The sequence below is a fragment of the Rhodanobacter sp. Soil772 genome, assembly GCF_001428385.1.
Taxonomy (GTDB): Bacteria; Pseudomonadota; Gammaproteobacteria; order Xanthomonadales; family Rhodanobacteraceae; genus Rhodanobacter.
The window spans coordinates 491,788-506,486 of record NZ_LMSK01000002.1 but is presented as its reverse complement, the minus strand read 5'-3'; the positions used below and the strand labels follow the sequence as shown (position 1 = coordinate 506,486).

At 68.9% G+C, this 14,699-nt stretch carries 14 protein-coding genes; 8 read left to right on the top strand and 6 right to left on the bottom strand.

Annotation, left to right across the window (positions count from 1 at the left end; translation table 11 throughout):
* Nucleotides 1-9: 9 nt before the first annotated feature.
* Together ASG75_RS08965 and hemH are read right to left on the bottom strand one after the other, a co-directional pair.
* Nucleotides 10-855, bottom strand: a complete 846-nt coding sequence (locus ASG75_RS08965) for an alpha/beta hydrolase (protein ID WP_056388083.1) — start codon at nucleotides 853-855, stop codon at nucleotides 10-12.
* On the bottom strand, nucleotides 852-1,907 hold the full coding sequence (gene hemH / locus ASG75_RS08960; protein WP_056389221.1) for a ferrochelatase: 1,056 nt from the start codon (nucleotides 1,905-1,907) through the stop codon (nucleotides 852-854). The genes ASG75_RS08965 and hemH overlap by 4 nt, the downstream gene beginning before the upstream one ends.
* 95 nt (nucleotides 1,908-2,002) lie before the next feature.
* Between hemH and ASG75_RS08955 the strand changes: the two genes are divergently transcribed.
* The 4 genes from ASG75_RS08955 to tatC all read left to right on the top strand — a co-directional run bounded on the left by ASG75_RS08955 (nucleotide 2,003) and on the right by tatC (nucleotide 4,204).
* Nucleotides 2,003-2,692 carry a lipid-binding SYLF domain-containing protein gene (locus ASG75_RS08955; RefSeq protein WP_056388081.1) on the top strand — a complete coding sequence of 230 codons (690 nt, stop codon included), beginning with the start codon at nucleotides 2,003-2,005 and terminating at the stop codon, nucleotides 2,690-2,692.
* Nucleotides 2,693-2,755: 63 nt separating this feature from the next.
* Entirely contained in the window at nucleotides 2,756-2,995 is a 240-nt protein-coding gene (tatA, locus tag ASG75_RS08950) for a twin-arginine translocase TatA/TatE family subunit (protein WP_056388079.1), read from the top strand.
* Nucleotides 2,996-3,021: 26 nt separating this feature from the next.
* Entirely contained in the window at nucleotides 3,022-3,459 is a 438-nt protein-coding gene (gene tatB, locus ASG75_RS08945) for a Sec-independent protein translocase protein TatB (protein ID WP_056388077.1), read from the top strand.
* Complete coding sequence (gene tatC / locus ASG75_RS08940; RefSeq protein WP_056388076.1) at nucleotides 3,446-4,204, top strand: twin-arginine translocase subunit TatC; 759 nt, start codon at nucleotides 3,446-3,448, stop codon at nucleotides 4,202-4,204. The genes tatB and tatC overlap by 14 nt, the downstream gene beginning before the upstream one ends.
* 21 nt (nucleotides 4,205-4,225) lie before the next feature.
* Here tatC and ASG75_RS08935 read toward each other — a convergent pair whose 3' ends face one another.
* Together ASG75_RS08935 and ASG75_RS08930 are read right to left on the bottom strand one after the other, a co-directional pair.
* The gene (locus tag ASG75_RS08935) at nucleotides 4,226-6,400 is read right to left on the bottom strand and encodes a primosomal protein N' (RefSeq protein ID WP_056388074.1); all 2,175 of its coding nucleotides are present in this window, start codon (nucleotides 6,398-6,400) and stop codon (nucleotides 4,226-4,228) included.
* Between the two features lie 400 nt (nucleotides 6,401-6,800).
* Entirely contained in the window at nucleotides 6,801-8,003 is a 1,203-nt protein-coding gene (locus ASG75_RS08930; RefSeq protein ID WP_056388072.1) for a DUF3667 domain-containing protein, read from the bottom strand.
* A gap of 106 nt (nucleotides 8,004-8,109) precedes the next feature.
* Between ASG75_RS08930 and ASG75_RS08925 the strand changes: the two genes are divergently transcribed.
* Together ASG75_RS08925 and sppA are read left to right on the top strand one after the other, a co-directional pair.
* The gene (locus ASG75_RS08925) at nucleotides 8,110-9,495 is read left to right on the top strand and encodes an MATE family efflux transporter (protein ID WP_056388070.1); all 1,386 of its coding nucleotides are present in this window, start codon (nucleotides 8,110-8,112) and stop codon (nucleotides 9,493-9,495) included.
* Between the two features lie 40 nt (nucleotides 9,496-9,535).
* The gene (gene sppA / locus ASG75_RS08920; RefSeq protein WP_056388068.1) at nucleotides 9,536-11,416 is read left to right on the top strand and encodes a signal peptide peptidase SppA; all 1,881 of its coding nucleotides are present in this window, start codon (nucleotides 9,536-9,538) and stop codon (nucleotides 11,414-11,416) included.
* A 30-nt stretch (nucleotides 11,417-11,446) separates the two neighbouring features.
* On the opposite strand, the gene ASG75_RS08915 is transcribed toward sppA, so the two are convergent.
* Nucleotides 11,447-11,656 carry a hypothetical protein gene (locus tag ASG75_RS08915; RefSeq protein WP_056388065.1) on the bottom strand — a complete coding sequence of 70 codons (210 nt, stop codon included), beginning with the start codon at nucleotides 11,654-11,656 and terminating at the stop codon, nucleotides 11,447-11,449.
* Between the two features lie 111 nt (nucleotides 11,657-11,767).
* On the opposite strand from ASG75_RS08915, the gene ASG75_RS08910 reads away from it, so the two are divergent.
* Nucleotides 11,768-12,550 (top strand): SDR family oxidoreductase, encoded by a 783-nt coding sequence (locus ASG75_RS08910; protein WP_056388063.1) that lies wholly within the window; start codon nucleotides 11,768-11,770, stop codon nucleotides 12,548-12,550.
* A 94-nt stretch (nucleotides 12,551-12,644) separates the two neighbouring features.
* On the opposite strand, the gene ASG75_RS08905 is transcribed toward ASG75_RS08910, so the two are convergent.
* Nucleotides 12,645-13,583, bottom strand: a complete 939-nt coding sequence (locus ASG75_RS08905) for a DegV family protein (RefSeq protein ID WP_056388061.1) — start codon at nucleotides 13,581-13,583, stop codon at nucleotides 12,645-12,647.
* Between the two features lie 196 nt (nucleotides 13,584-13,779).
* Between ASG75_RS08905 and ASG75_RS08900 the strand changes: the two genes are divergently transcribed.
* The gene (locus ASG75_RS08900) at nucleotides 13,780-14,571 is read left to right on the top strand and encodes an AMP nucleosidase (protein WP_056388060.1); all 792 of its coding nucleotides are present in this window, start codon (nucleotides 13,780-13,782) and stop codon (nucleotides 14,569-14,571) included.
* Nucleotides 14,572-14,699: the final 128 nt, after the last annotated feature.

Below are 14,699 nucleotides of genomic sequence, written 5' to 3'. Positions count from 1 at the left end.
GCGCATGCGTCACGTCGCCGCGTCGATCCACGCGGCGACGTCGGCCGGATGTTCCAGTTGCAGGTGGTGGCCGCCGTCGAGATGGCTGACGGCGATGTTCGCCACGCAAGCCGCGCGCGCCTGCATCATTGCGCCGGGCAGGTAGGCGGTGGCCGGTTGCGCCAGCAGCAGGGCGGTGGGCGACGTGATGCCATGCACTAAGGCATGCACTTGCGACTCGGCCAGGCGCACGGCGCTGGGGCGGGTCAGCCGCGGATCGCTGCGCCAGCGCCAGCCGCCCTCGGTTTCGACCAGGCCACGCTCGACGATCGGTCGCGCCAGTTCGGCGGGCAGGCCGCTGGCGATGCTGCGTGCGCTGACTGCCTGCGCGATGTCGCGGAATACTCGCAACGGTTTGCGGTTGGCGCGGTGTGGCGCCAGCGCGTCGCGGAAGCGCTGCAGCGTGTGCGAGCCGTCGTCGCCGAGCGGGCCGAGGCCCTCGATCAGCAGCAGCCGTTCGATCCGCTCGGGCGAGGCGGCGGCGACCAGCGCGGCGATGCCGGCGCCCAGCGAGTGGCCGAGCAGGCTGTAGCGATCCAGCCGCAGCGCGTCGGTGGCGGTCAGCACGGCCTGCACGTAGTCGACGTAGTGATAGCTGGCGCCGGCGGCGAGATGATCGGAGTGGCCGTGACCGGGCAGGTCCAGCGCGATCACCCGGTAGCGTGCGGCCAGCCGCGGCGCCAAACGGGCGAAGCTGCCGGCGTTGTCGAGCCAGCCGTGCAGGGCCACCAGCGGCGGCAGCGTCGCGTCGCCCCACACCTGCGCATGCAGCGTGAGGTGCGGCAGGGCGATGCGCTGCTCGACCGCTGCGCTCACCCGGCGGCTTCCGGCCAACCCCGCAGATGCCGGCGCACCAACGCGGCGAGGCTGTCCACCTGCTCGGCGCTGTCGTTCAGTGCGGGGATATAGCGCAGCGTTTCGCCGCCGGCGGCGGTGAAGAAGTCGCGGTTCTGCATGGCGATCTCCTCCAGCGTTTCCAGGCAGTCCACCGCGAAGCCGGGGCAGGCGACGTCGAGCTTGCGCACGCCATCGGCGGCGAGCTGGCGCACGGTGGCGTCGGTGTACGGCTGCAGCCAGCGCTCGCGGCCCACGCGCGACTGGAAGCTGACGATCAATGCGTCTTCGCTTAGCTGCAACCGCTCGCGCAGCAGTTGCGCGGTGCGGCGGGACTGGTCGAGATAGGGATCGCCGAGCCGCACGTAGCGTTCGGGAATGCCGTGGAACGACAGCAGCAGTTTTTCGCCGCGGCCGTTCGCCGCCCACCAGCGCTCGATGCCGGCGGCCAGCGCGTCGATGTGGCCGGGGTCGTCGTGGTAATCGTTGACGATGCGCAGCTCCGGCGGCCAGCGCAGCGCCTTGAAGGCGTCGGCGACCGTGTCGATCACCGAGCCGGTGGAGGTGGCCGAGTACTGCGGATACAGCGGCAGCACCAGCAGCCGGCGCACGCCTTCGCGTTGCAGCTGCCCGATCGTGTGCGCCACCGACGGTTCGCCGTAGCGCATCGCCAGCGCCACCCGCAGCGTGCCGGGCTGCTGCCGGTCCAGTTCGGCCTGCAGGCCGGCCGCCAGCGCCTCGCTGCCGTAGCGCAGCGGCGAGCCGCGTTCGTTCCAGATCCGCGTGTAGGCGTGCGCCGAGCGCCGCGGCCGCAGGCGCAGGATCACCCCGTGCAGGATCAGCCACCACAGCCAGCGCGGGTAGTCGATCACCCGTGGATCGCCCAGGAATTCAGCCAGATACGGCCGCACGGCGCCGGCGGTGGGGGCGGTCGGCGTACCCAGGTTGACCAGCAGCACGGCTGCCTGAACGGGCTGAACGGACCGCGCATCGGAATGGCCGGCAACGCCGGTATAGTTGCTGCTGCGTGGCATCGTGACAGTCGTGGCCATATCAGCCGTGGAGTCTGCCACAAGCCCGGTGCACTGCGGTGCGCCGCGCCCTTCCCCGAACCCGTGTGGAGCTGCCCATGTTGAAGACATCCCTGCAACGTCTGCTGCTGACCGGCCTGGCCCTGTTGTTGCCGGCGATGGCCGCGCACGCCGAGGATCCGCCGCTGGTACGTGCCACCAACGCCGTGCGCGTGATGAACGACATCATGCAGGCACCGGACAAGGCGATCCCGAAGGATTTGCTGCAGAACGCCCGGGCGATCGCGGTGATCCCGGACATGATCAAGGCCGGCTTCATCTTCGGTGGCCGCCGCGGCGAAGGCCTGATCTCGGTGAAGAGCGCCGACGGCACTTGGTCCAATCCCAGCTTCATCACCATGACTGGCGGCAGCGTGGGCTTCCAGGCCGGAGTGTCGTCGACCGACGTGATCCTGGTGTTCCGCACCCAGCGCGGCGTGGATTCGATCGTCAACGGCAAGTTCACCCTGGGCGCCGACGCGTCCGCCGCGGCCGGCCCGGTCGGACGTACCGCCACCGCCGCCACCGACGCGCAGTTGAAGGCCGAGATCTATTCCTACTCGCGCACCCGCGGCCTGTTCGCCGGCGTGGCGCTGGACGGTTCGGCGCTGCGTATCGACTATGATGCGAACGCGGCGGTGTACGGCGCGGGCATCACGCCGCGGCGCATCTTCGAGGGCGGCGTCAGCAACGTGCCGGCGCCCGTGGTCGACTTTCGCGACCGGCTCGAAGAGTACACTTCACGCTGATGCGGAAAGGCCGGCGCGCGCTGCGCGATGGGTTTCCGGTTCCATCCGTTTTCGAGGTAGCACATGAGCATCTGGCATCTGGTAATCCTGCTGGTCGTGGTGGTGGTGATCTTCGGCACCGGCAAGCTGCGCAACATCGGCTCCGACCTGGGCAATGCCATGCGCGATTTCAAGAAGGGCCTCAGCGGCGACGAAGACGAGGCCAAGCGCAAGGAAGAAGCCGAGCGCCTGCACGCCGATCCGCCGGCCAGCCCCGCTGACAAGGCGACGCAGAGTCAGCGCGACTCCAGCGACCCGAAGTAAGCCGCGGCGACGGGCGGGTTGCGGCGATGATCGAGATCAGCTTCGGCAAGCTGGTGCTGCTCGCGCTCATCGCGCTGATCGTGCTCGGCCCGGAGAAACTGCCGGGCGTGGCGCGTACCGCCGGCGCCCTGCTGCGGCGCATGCGCAGCGGCTGGGACGACGTGCGCGCCGAGGTGGAGCGCGAATTGCAGATCGAGGAAATCAAGCGCAACGCCCGTGAAGTCGCGGCGCGCGCGGAGGCGGCGCAGACCGAGCTGGACGCCACGCTGCAACAGGTGCGCGACGTGCAGAACGCCGCGCCTGCGCGCGTTGAAGCGGTGGCGGACGAGATGGCGGCAGTCACCGGTCCTGCCGCCGAAGCCGCGGCCGCGGACGAGCCGGACACCACCACCGGCGACCTGTTCGCCGGCATGAGCGGCCCGGCCTCGACGGCACCGAAGGAGTCGCCGCATGGCCACGCCTGAACCCGACGTCGACCTGCAGCAGGGGCTGTTCTCGCACCTGCTGGAACTGCGCACGCGCCTGCTCAAGGCCTGCGCCACCGTGCTGGTGGTGCTGCTGGCGCTGGTGCCGTTCGCCAACCGCCTGTACACGGAACTGGCCGCGCCGCTGGTGGCGCGGCTGCCTACAGGTGCGCACCTGATCGCCACCGAGGTCGCCAGCCCGTTCGTCACCCCGCTGAAGCTGGCGTTCTACGCGGCGCTGTTCATCAGCATGCCGATGATCCTGTACCAGCTGTGGGCCTTCGTCAGCCCCGGCCTGTACAAGCACGAGAAACGCCTCGCCCGGCCGCTGCTCGCCGCGGCGCTGGTGCTGTTCTACATCGGCTGCGCGTTCGCGTATTTCCTGGTGCTGCCGGCGGCGTTCCGCTTCCTCACCGCGATCACGCCGCAGGGGGTGGAGATGATGACCGACATCACCCACTACCTCGATTTCGTGATGCTGATGTTCTTCGCGTTCGGGCTGTGCTTCGAGGTGCCGGTGGCGGTGGTGGTGCTTGCCGCGATGGGCATCGTCGACGTGGAAAAGCTGCGCAGCAGCCGGCGTTACGCCATCGTCGGCGCGTTCGCGATCGCCGCCTTCATCACCCCGCCCGACATCACCTCGATGATCATGCTGGCGGTGCCGATGTGCCTGCTGTACGAGCTGGGCGTGCTGGCGGTGCGCTGGCTGGTGAAGCCGGGCGCGCTGAAACCGGACGCGAGCTGAGCGCGGTTCTGTCCAGCCGGTTCAGTACAGGTCGATCGGATCGACATCCAGCGACCAGCGTACCTTCCGCGCCGACGGCAGCGCGATCAGCGCCAGCTGCCATGAGCGCAGCATGCCGTGCAACGTGCGCCGGCTGGCCGCTTCCAGCAGCAGCTGACCGCGATGCCGGCCCGCGCGCAGCGGCATCGGCGCCGGCATCGGCCCGGCGATCTGAAGCTGGTCGTTGATCGGCAGCGCGGCGTGCGCCGCGGCGAGAAACGCATCGACCTGTTCGCGCTGCGGCGCCTCGGCACGCAGCAGCACCTGGTGACTGTACGGCGGCAGCTGGATCAGCCGGCGCTCGGCCAGCAGCTCGCGCGCCGCGGCGGCGTAGCCGTGCGCCAGCAGGCTGCGCAGCAGCGGATGTTCCGGCTGGTGCGTTTGCAGCACCACACGGCCGGGCTTGCGCGCGCGGCCGGCGCGGCCGGCCACCTGCACCACCAGCTGCGCCAGCCGCTCGCCGGCGCGAAAATCCACGCTGTGCAGGCCCTCGTCCACGCCCACGATCGCGACCAGGGTGAGGTTGGGCAGGTCGTGGCCCTTGGCCAGCATCTGGGTGCCGACCAGGATCGCCGGCTGGTCGTCCTTGAGCGTGGCCAACAGTTGCTCGAACGCGTCGCGGCGGCGGGTGGTTTCGCGATCCACGCGCAGCACCGGCACCTGCGGGAACTGCGCGACCAGCGCTTCCTCCAGCCGCTCGGTGCCCTGGCCCTGCGGCTTCAGCTCGCCGGCGCCGCAAGTCGGGCAGGCGGCGGGCAGGCGCTGGCGATAGTCGCAGTGATGGCAGATCAGCTGGCGCCGGCCCGCGTGCAGGGTCAGCGGCCGGTCGCAGCGCGGACAACCGGCGTGCCAGCCGCAGGCGTGGCACAGCAGCACCGGCGCGTAGCCGCGGCGGTTGCGGAATACCAGCGCCTGTTCGCCGCGCGCCACCGTATCCGCCACGGCGCCGAGCAGCGCCGGCGACATGCCGTGCTCCAGCCGCTGCGCGCGCATGTCGATGATCTGCACCTGCGGCGGTCGGACTGCGCCGGGACGGGCGCGCAGATGCAGGGTGCGGTAGCGACCGGCCTCGGCATTCGCCAGCGATTCCAGCGACGGCGTGCCCGAGCCCAGCAGCACCGGCACGCCGAGCGCGCGGGCGCGCACCAGGGCGAGGTCGCGGGCGTGGTAGCGGAAGCCTTCCTGCTGCTTGTAGGCGCTGTCGTGTTCCTCGTCGACGATGATCAGGCCGGCCTGCGGCAGCGGCGTGAACACCGCCGAGCGGGTGCCCAGGATCACCCGCGCGCTGCCGGCGCGTGCGCGCAGCCAGGCGCGCGCGCGATCGCCTTCGGACAGGTTCGAGTGCAGCACCTCGACGATCACCCCGAGCCGCTCGCGCAGGCGCCGCACGGTCTGCGGCGCCAGGCCGATTTCCGGTACCAGCAGCAAGGCCTGCTTGCCCTGCGCCAGCACTTGCTCGATCAGCGCCAGGTAGACCTCGGTCTTGCCGCTGCCGGTGACGCCATCGAGCAGGAACGGCTGGTATTGGCCGAGGCTGGCACCGACCGCGGCCACCGCCTGTTGCTGTTCGTCGCTGAGTTGCGGCGCCAGCGAGGGCGGCGGCGGGCGATCGAGCGGCGGCCGCTCGCTGCGTTCGAGCAGGCCGGCCGCGGCCAGCCGACGCGCCGCGTCGCGCCAGCCGGGCTGGCGTTCGCTCAGTTCCTGCGCGCTCAAGGCGCCGGCAGCCAGCAGGGCCAGCAAGGCCTTGCTGCCGCCGCGGCGGCTGCCGGCATCGTGCGCGCTGTGGCCGGCGCCGGTGAGCGACCAGTATTCGTCGCCGATCGGCGGCAGCGGCTTCGCTTCGCGCAGGGCCAGCGGCAAGGCGTTGGCGTAGGCTTCGCCCGGCGCGCCGAGCCAGTAGTCGGCGGCCCAGGCCAGGGTCTGCATCAGTTCGGGGTCGAGCAGCGCATCGTCGTCGAGCAAGCGCAGCACCTGCTTCAACCGGCTGTTGCCGACTGCCGTCTCGGCGTCGATCGCCACCACCACGCCGACCAGCCTGCCGCGGCCGAACGGCACCAGCACCCGGCTGCCCACGCAGGCCTGGCCCGCCGCGGGCGGCAGGTAGTCGAACAGGGTTGGCAGCGGTACCGGCAGGGCGACGCGAAGGACGGCGGGCATGGACTACCTCGTGGCGGCCCAGTGTAACTGCGGCGCTCGCCGGCCCTGCGTTTCGATAGCTGCGATGTCAGGTAAACCACGCCGATCGAGTTGCGCGAACTTGCTGCCCGGTTATCGAGGAGTCGCGGGTAAGTGGCTATCCCTGGGAGGTTTTTGCGCTTATCCACAATAGCTGTGGATAAGTCTGTGGATGCAGCGGGGAGGGGGGGCCTCAAAGCGCGTCGTGGCGCCTTTCACGACAGCCTGACGAGGTTTTGGTCACGCAAAAAAATCCTTTTTCTTCAATAACCTGCAAATGGCGGTGGGCAGCAGTTCACACAATTGACAAACCGCCCCCGGTTGCCTTGACAGGTTCATGACGCTGTGCAAAACCCGCCGCGCCACTGGCCGGAAAGCGGCCTCAGTGGGCCATGCCAAGCGCTGCGGCGACCATCAAGGCGAACAGCAGCAGCCAGAAGTAGCACCAGCCGACAAACCAGAATTTCAGCAGGGTCATCGGCCAGCCTTGGTGGTAAACCCGTTTCTGCATGATCAGCAGGTAGGTCGGCAGCCACAGGATCAGCGCAGCCTGCAGCCAGCCCAGCGCGTAACCGGCCCATGCGGCGTGCGGTCGCAGCCAGGTCGACAGCATGCCGACGAGGGTGATCAGCAGCAGGCTGAAGAACATGAACGCGTGACTGTGCAGGGCCACGATCAGGTGCTCCATGTACAGCCGCCGGCGGAATACGTAGAACAGTTTCAGCAAGATTGCGAAGGCCGGGATCATCACGAACATGGTCGGCGGCAATGCGCCGAAGACGCCGTTGATCATCCGCTGCTTCGCCTCGGCGCTGGCTGCGGGGTCGCCATGCTTGAAGGCTCGCCAGTTCTTTTGGAACTGGCGGCCCAGCGCGGTCAGGCGGGCATTCACCACATCCGGCAGCCAGGCGATCCGGACCGGTTCCGATTCATCCTCGAACGCTCTGCGTGTGGCGTCGCGCGGCTTGGTGTCGCTGCCGGCCTGCACCGTCGCGGCTGCCGGCGGCGCGGCGAGCGAGGCGGCCGACCTGGGTGCCGCGCCGAGTGCGGCAAGGCGCCGATTGGCTGCCTGACGCAGTTCCTGTTCGCCGACACGCGCCTGCTCCAGCACCTTCGGCGGCAGCACGCCGGTGTCCCTGGCGCGCTGCAGGCCATCCAGTTCGTGCTGCAGCGCCTTGCGCACTTCGGCCGGGCTGGCGGCGGCCTCGATCGCGCTGCTGTCCACGCTCACCAGGGGATGGCCATTCGCGGGGATCTTGTCGGCGACCTGGTCGATGGCCAGATGGAACACGAAGAACGACAGCAGGCACAGCACGAACATCAGCCGGAACGGCGCGATGTAGCGCACCCGCCGGCCAGCGAAGTACTCCAGGGTGAGGAAGCCGGGCTTGCGCAGCAGCGGCGGCAGCGTGTGCACGATGCGGCCGTCGATGTGCAGCACCGTCTCGACGGTCTCCTCGACCATGTGGTGCATCGGCTTCAGCACGCTGTGGATCGACTGCCCGCATTCGTGGCAGAACTCGCCCTGCATCGCGGCGCCGCAGTTGGCGCAGTGCAATCCTTCGTAGCTGGTCAGCTGCTTCATCGAGGTTCCCGTTCGCGGCAGCGGAGAATCTTCGCACAGGGCGGCAGCCGGACGGGCGTGACCTATGGCTCAGGTAGAATGACCGGCCCTGGAGTCTGCTTGACCGATGAAGTCCTTCCGTCCTGAACGCGCCCATCTGTTGCACGAGGTGCGCGCCACCGTGCGTCTCGCGCTGCCGCTGATCGCCGCCCAACTGGCGGCGGTCGGCAGCAACGTGATCGACGCGGTGCTGGCCGGGCACGTCAGCGCGCACGTGCTGGGTGCGGTGGCGGTGGGCGCCAGCATCTGGTCGCTGGCGATCGTCAGCGGCATCGGCATGATGATGGCGGTGCCGCCGTCGGTGGCACAGCTCGACGGTGCCGGCCGGCGCGGCGAGGTCGGTGCGGTGTTCCGCCAGGCGCTGTGGCTGGCGCTGGGCATGGGCGTGGTGCTGTGGTTCGCGGTGCGTCACGCGGAGCCGTTGATCGAGCTGATCGGCGTGACAGCGAGCCTGCGCCAGGACGTGCAGCGCTTCCTGCTGGCGATCAGCTGGGGCGCGCCCGCGCTGACCTGCTACTTCGCGCTGCGCGGCCTGTCCGAAGGCCTGTCGCTGACCCGACCGTCGATGTATTTCAGCCTTGGCGGGCTGGTGCTGCTGGTGCCGCTGGGTTACGTGCTGATGTTCGGCAAGCTGGGCATCCCGCCGCAAGGCGCGCACGGCTGCGGCGTCGCCACGGCGATCGTGCTGTGGCTGGAGATGCTGGCGTTCGGCGTCTATGTGATCTTTCGGCGCAATTACCACGGGCTGGGTCTGTTCGATCATTTCGAGTGGCCGAACCTGCGCCGGATCGGCACGCTGGTGCATATCGGCCTGCCGATGGCGGTGACCCTGCTGGCCGAGGCCGGGCTGTTCGTGGCCACCGCGCTGATCATCGCCACGCTGGGCGAGGACGTGATCGCCAGCCACCAGGTGGCGATCAACATTGCTTCGCTGTTCTTCATGATCCCGCTCGGCCTGGCGATGGCGATCACCGTGCGCGTGGGCAACGCGGTGGGCCGCGGCGACGAACGCGGCGTGCGCTACGCGGGCTTGTGCGGGATCGGCCTGACCCTGGTCACCCAACTGTTCTCGGCCGGCCTGATGCTGGGCCTGCCGTATTTCATCGCCTCGCTGTACACGCATGAGCCGAAGGTGATCGCGCTGGCCGCGCAGCTGATCATGCTGGCCGGGCTGTTCCAGTTCTCCGACGGCATCCAGGTGGCCGCCAACGGCGCGCTGCGCGGCCTCAAGGACACCCGCGTGCCGATGGCGATCACCTTGTTCGCGTACTGGATGATCGGCATGCCGGTAGGCTGGTGGCTGGCCTTCCATCACGGCATGGGCGCGCGCGGGATGTGGATCGGCCTGATCGCCGGCCTGTCCGTGGCCGCCGTGATGCTGTTCACCCGCTTCTGGCGCAGCGCGTGGAAACAGCGCTGGCGCCGCCACCTGCCGATGACCGCGCCGGCCTGACCGGCTACGCTTGCCCCGACGATTCCGGATACTTGCCTACATGACGCTGCCACCACCGCCACCGCCCCGCCGCAACGGTTTCTGGGCCTTCCTGCGCGCGCTCGGGCGCGGCATCAACATGCTGCGGCTGGTGATCATCAACCTGGTGTTCTTCAGCGTGCTGTTCGTGCTGCTGTTGCTGCTGACCGCTGGCGTCGCCGGCAGCCGGATGGAGCGCGCGGTGCAGGACGACAGCGTGCTGGTCATCAAGCCGCAGGGCCAACTGGTCGAGCAGTACAGCATCGAGCCGCTGCAGCGTGCGCTGGCCGGCCTGTCCGGCGAGCAGCCGAAGCAGGTGCAGGTGCGCGACCTGGTCGGCGCGATCGACGCGGCGGCGAAGGACAAGCGGATCAGCCGCATCCTGCTGCTGCCGGACGAACTGCATGGCGGCGGCTTTGCCGCGTTGCGCGAGGTCGGCGCGGCGCTGGACCGCTTCCGCGCGGCGGGCAAGCCGGTGGTCGCGTGGGCGGTGAACCTGGACCAGGGCCAGTACTACCTGGCCGCGCATGCCGATCGCCTGCTGGTGGACCCGCAGGGCGGCGTGCTGATCACCGGGCTGGCCAACTACCGCCTGTTCTACAAGGACCTGCTGGACAAGCTCGGCGTCGACGTGCACCTGTTCCGCGTCGGCGAGTTCAAGAGCGCGGCCGAGCCGTACATCCTCGATCACGCCTCGGCCGAGGCAAAACAGGCCGACAGCTACTGGATGGGCGGCCTGTGGGGCGGCTATCTCGCCGAAGTGGCGCAGCTGCGCAAGCTGGACCCGGCGGTACTGCGGGACGACGTCGACAACCTGCCGCAACACATCGCCAGCACCCAGGGCAACCTGGCCCAGCTGGCACTGAACCAGCATCTGGTCGACGGCCTGGCCACCCGCGCCGAGCTGATCGCGATGATGCGCAAGGAAGGCGTGCCGGCCGACCGGAAAGGCCACAGTTTCCGCCAGGTCGAACTGAGCCGTTACGCGGCCAGCGTGCCGCGCGACGGCGACCTGTTCGCGCCGGGCGTGGCGATCGTGGTGGCCGAGGGCGAGATCGCTGGCGGCAAGCGCGCGGCCGGGTCGATCGGCGGCGAATCCACCGCGGCGCTGATCCGCAGTGCGCGCGAGGACCGCAAGACCAAGGCATTGGTGCTGCGGGTCAACTCGCCCGGCGGTGAGGTGTATGCGGCCGAGCAGATCCGTCGCGAGGTCGAGCTGACCCGCAGCGCGGGCATCCCGGTAGTGGTGTCGATGGGCGACGTGGCGGCCAGCGGCGGCTACTGGATCGCGATGAACGCGAACCGCATCTTCGCCGAGCCGAACACCATCACCGGTTCGATCGGCATCTTCGGCATGTACTACACGGTGCCGAACACGCTGGCCAAGCTCGGCATCCAGAGCGACGGCGTCGGCACCGGGCCGATGGCTGGCGCGTTCGACATCAGCCGCCCGCTCGATCCGAAAGTCGGTACGGTGATCCAGGCGATCATCGACAAGGGTTATCGCGACTTCGTCGGCAACGTGGCGAAGGCGCGCGGCAAGAGCTACGACGCGGTCGATGCGATCGCGCAAGGCCGGGTGTGGACCGGCCAGCAGGCGCTCGAACGCGGCCTGGTCGACCAGCTCGGCGGGCTGCAGGCCGCCGTCGCCGACGCGGCCAGCCTGGCCAAGCTGGGCAAGGGTTATCCGGTGCGCTACGTGGAGGCGCCGCTGGGCGGCTTCGAGCGCTTCCTGATCGGCCTCAACCAGACCGCCAGCATGCACGTGCTGCGCTCGTGGGGCGTGCGCCTGCCGGACTGGTTCGCCCAGCTGCCCGCGCTGGCGCCGGAACTGCAGCTGCTGCGCAACGCGAAAGCCGGCACGCCGAACATCTACGCGGACTGCCTGTGCAGCCCGCGTTGAACCGGGTCCGCCACTGAGCGGAGGCGGGCCTTACTGCTCTTGCGCCTCGATCTGCTTGCGCTGCTCCTCGGCCTGCTTGTCGACGGTTTTCTGCACGTCCTTGGCGCGCTGCTCGTCCGCCTTCAGCGCGTCGAACGGCGTGGCGGTGTCGGCCGCCGCCGGTTTGGCCTGGGGCTCCGGCGGCTTGCTGGAACAGGCGCCGAGGGCAAGGGCGCAGAGCAGGAGCGGCAGCGGTTTCATGGCGGTTCTCGCGCGTGGTCGAAGTGCCGAGTGTCCCGCCATGCACGTTCGCAGGCAAGGATGCGCGGCGCGTCACTAGGCGCCGCCGGAACGACGTTTTAAGCTGCGCCCATGAACAGCCGTCCCGACGCCTGGCAACTGCAAGGCCACACCGCCCTGATCACCGGCGCCAGCAAGGGCATCGGCTACGCCACCGCGCGCGAGCTGGCCGGCCTCGGCGCCGACCTGCTGCTGGTGGCGCGCGACGAGGATTACCTCGAGCAGGTGCGGGTGGAACTGGCCGACGAATTCGCCGGTGTCGAAGTGCTGGCGTTCGGCGCGGACCTGGCCGAGGCGGAGGAGTGCCTGGCGGTGTTCGACTGGATCGCCGACCTGGCTGCGCCGGTGTCGTTGCTGGTCAACAACGCCGGCGGCAACCAGCCCATGGACACGCTGGACTATCGCGAAGAGGAATACCGCGCGATCTTCGAGCAGAACCTGTTCTCCGCGTTCGAGATGTGCCGGCTGGCGCACCCGCAACTCGTGCAGCACGCGAATGCGGCGATCGTCAACGTGGGTTCGGTCTCGGCGATGACGCACGTGCGCACCGGTTCGCCCTATGGCATGAGCAAGGCGGCGCTGCATCAGCTCACCCGCAACCTCGCCGCGGAGTGGGCGGTGGACGGCATCCGCGTCAACGCGGTGGCGCCGTGGTACATCCGCACCCAGCGCACCGATCCCGCGCTGGCCGACGCCGACTACCTGGACGAGGTGCTGGACCGCACGCCGCTGAAGCGGATCGGCGAGCCGGAGGAAGTGGCCGCCGCGATCGCGTTCCTGTGCCTGCCAGCGGCCAGCTACATCACCGGCCAGGTGCTGGCGGTGGACGGCGGGTTCATGAGCTACGGTTTCTGAGCGGCTTCGGCAGTTCGTCAACTGCGCACGCAGTTCGTCGTCGCGGCGTTGCAGCGGCGGCCGGTCGCCCGGGTGCGGCATGCGGCGGGCACCCTCAGAACTCGGCGACGTGCTCCTCGGCGGCGAAGCCGATCGTCACCGCGCCTTCGCCCACGTTGACCATGCCGGTGATGCTCATCGGCGCTTCCATCAGCTCGACGCCGCACTCCTCGCAGGCCTGGCGCAGTTCGGCATAGCCGGGCAGGTGCGACAGTACGGCGAGGTCGCCGCCGTAGCTGGCGCACACCAGCGGCACCAGCAGGCCGGCACGCACCCGTTGCGCGGCGTAGCCGAACAGCGCTTCCGCGCCCTGCTCGAAGCCGCGCACCTTGCCGACCGGGCCGGTTTCGCCGCGGAAGCAGCGCAGGATCGGCTTGATGTCCAGCGCCGAACCCAGCATCGCGCTGACCAGACTGACGCTGCGGTCGTTCTTCTTCTTGGCGCGGGCGCGCAGGTAGTACAGGTCGCGCGGCAGCATGTAGCCGTAGGTGTGGTTGGCGAGGTGGGTAAGCCGCTCGCGGATCGCCGGCGGCGGCTCGTCGGCGGCGATCAGCCGGGCCGCCTCGTAGACCAGCGGCGCGGCGCCGGCGAAGATGTTGCGGGTGTCGATCACGCGCATCATGAACGGGCCGGGCACGCCGGCCTGCTCGCGCACCTGGCGATAACTCTTCAGGATGCCGAAGCTGGCCTTGTTGACGTGTTCGTTGATCGGGCTGCGGGTGGCGGTGATGGTCAGGCAGAACACGCAGTCCTGTTCCAGCACCAGCTTCCCGAGGAACAGCTTCTGCACCTCTTCCACCGGACAGGGCTCGGTTTCCGCCGAATGGCTGCGGCTGCCCAGGCGACGATCGATGAAGCGCTGGATCTCGGCCGGCTTGCGGTCGTCCATGAAGACTTCGCCATCCACTCGCACGGTGATCGGCATCACCGCGATGTCGTGCTTCTGCAGGAACGCCTGCGACAGATCGCAGGCCGCATCGATTGCCAGGCCCATCCGCATCACGTGATCCCCCGATCATGAATGGCAGGGGAAACATAGCATGGCGGCCGTGGCTGCGGCATTTGCACGATGGCCGCACGACGACCGCCGGAAACTGGCGGGTGGAAGAGCGGCCACCTAAGATGGCGCGACCTATCTGGCATCTCGCCGGCGTGGCGTCGCCGGTAACGCAATTCGGGCAAGACATCTGATGAAAAGCAAACAGGAAATCGTCTCCAACTGGCTGCCGCGCTACACCGGCACGGCGCTGGAGCAGTTCGGCGAACACATTCTGCTGACCAACTTCGGTCATTACGTGGAGCTGTTCGCGCAGTGGCACGGGGTGGAAGTGCAGGGCCGCGACCGTCCGATGCCGAACGCCACCGCCGACGGCATCACCCTGATCAACTTCGGCATGGGCAGCCCCAACGCGGCCACGGTGATGGATCTGCTCGGCGCAATCGCGCCCAAGGCCGCGCTGTTCCTGGGCAAGTGCGGCGGCCTCAAGAAGAAGAACCAGCTCGGCGACCTGGTACTGCCGATCGCCGCGATCCGCGGCGAGGGCACCAGCAACGACTACCTGCTGCCGGAGGTGCCGGCGCTGCCGGCGTTCCAGTTGCAGCGCGCCGTTTCCACCATGATCCGCGACCTCGGCCACGACTACTGGACCGGCACCGTGTACACCACCAACCGCCGCGTGTGGGAGCACGACGACGCCTTCAAGGACTACCTGCGGCGCACCCGCTGCATGGCGGTGGACATGGAAACGGCGACCATCTTCGCCGCCGGCTTCGCCAACCGGATCCCTTGCGGCGCATTGCTGCTGGTGTCCGACCAGCCGATGATCCCGGAAGGGGTGAAGACCGAAGCCAGCGACCGCAACATCACCTCGCAGTTCGTCGAGGCGCATATCAAGATCGGCATCGAGGCCCTCAAATTGGTGCGCCGCAACGGACGCAGCGTGAAGCATCTGCGCTTCGAGGCGGACGGAGAGGCGGAATAGCCGCGATCCAGCGGCAAGATCGGCTGACAGAGGCCGGTTCGCGCTCCAGATAATCCAGACAATAGCCTGCCAAAACAGCCTGAATCGCCCCCAAGCGCAAGTTTTTGCAGTACAAAATTTGTTGACAA

Coding starts and splice junctions, on each gene's coding strand:
- hemH (WP_056389221.1), bottom strand. CDS start 1,907: ATGCCACGCAGCAGCAACTATACCGGCGTTGCCGGCCATTCCGATGCG.
- ASG75_RS08955 (WP_056388081.1), top strand. CDS start 2,003: ATGTTGAAGACATCCCTGCAACGTCTGCTGCTGACCGGCCTGGCCCTG.
- tatA (WP_056388079.1), top strand. CDS start 2,756: ATGAGCATCTGGCATCTGGTAATCCTGCTGGTCGTGGTGGTGGTGATC.
- tatB (WP_056388077.1), top strand. CDS start 3,022: ATGATCGAGATCAGCTTCGGCAAGCTGGTGCTGCTCGCGCTCATCGCG.
- tatC (WP_056388076.1), top strand. CDS start 3,446: ATGGCCACGCCTGAACCCGACGTCGACCTGCAGCAGGGGCTGTTCTCG.
- ASG75_RS08935 (WP_056388074.1), bottom strand. CDS start 6,400: ATGCCCGCCGTCCTTCGCGTCGCCCTGCCGGTACCGCTGCCAACCCTG.
- ASG75_RS08930 (WP_056388072.1), bottom strand. CDS start 8,003: ATGAAGCAGCTGACCAGCTACGAAGGATTGCACTGCGCCAACTGCGGC.
- ASG75_RS08925 (WP_056388070.1), top strand. CDS start 8,110: ATGAAGTCCTTCCGTCCTGAACGCGCCCATCTGTTGCACGAGGTGCGC.
- sppA (WP_056388068.1), top strand. CDS start 9,536: ATGACGCTGCCACCACCGCCACCGCCCCGCCGCAACGGTTTCTGGGCC.
- ASG75_RS08915 (WP_056388065.1), bottom strand. CDS start 11,656: ATGAAACCGCTGCCGCTCCTGCTCTGCGCCCTTGCCCTCGGCGCCTGT.
- ASG75_RS08910 (WP_056388063.1), top strand. CDS start 11,768: ATGAACAGCCGTCCCGACGCCTGGCAACTGCAAGGCCACACCGCCCTG.
- ASG75_RS08905 (WP_056388061.1), bottom strand. CDS start 13,583: ATGGGCCTGGCAATCGATGCGGCCTGCGATCTGTCGCAGGCGTTCCTG.
- ASG75_RS08900 (WP_056388060.1), top strand. CDS start 13,780: ATGAAAAGCAAACAGGAAATCGTCTCCAACTGGCTGCCGCGCTACACC.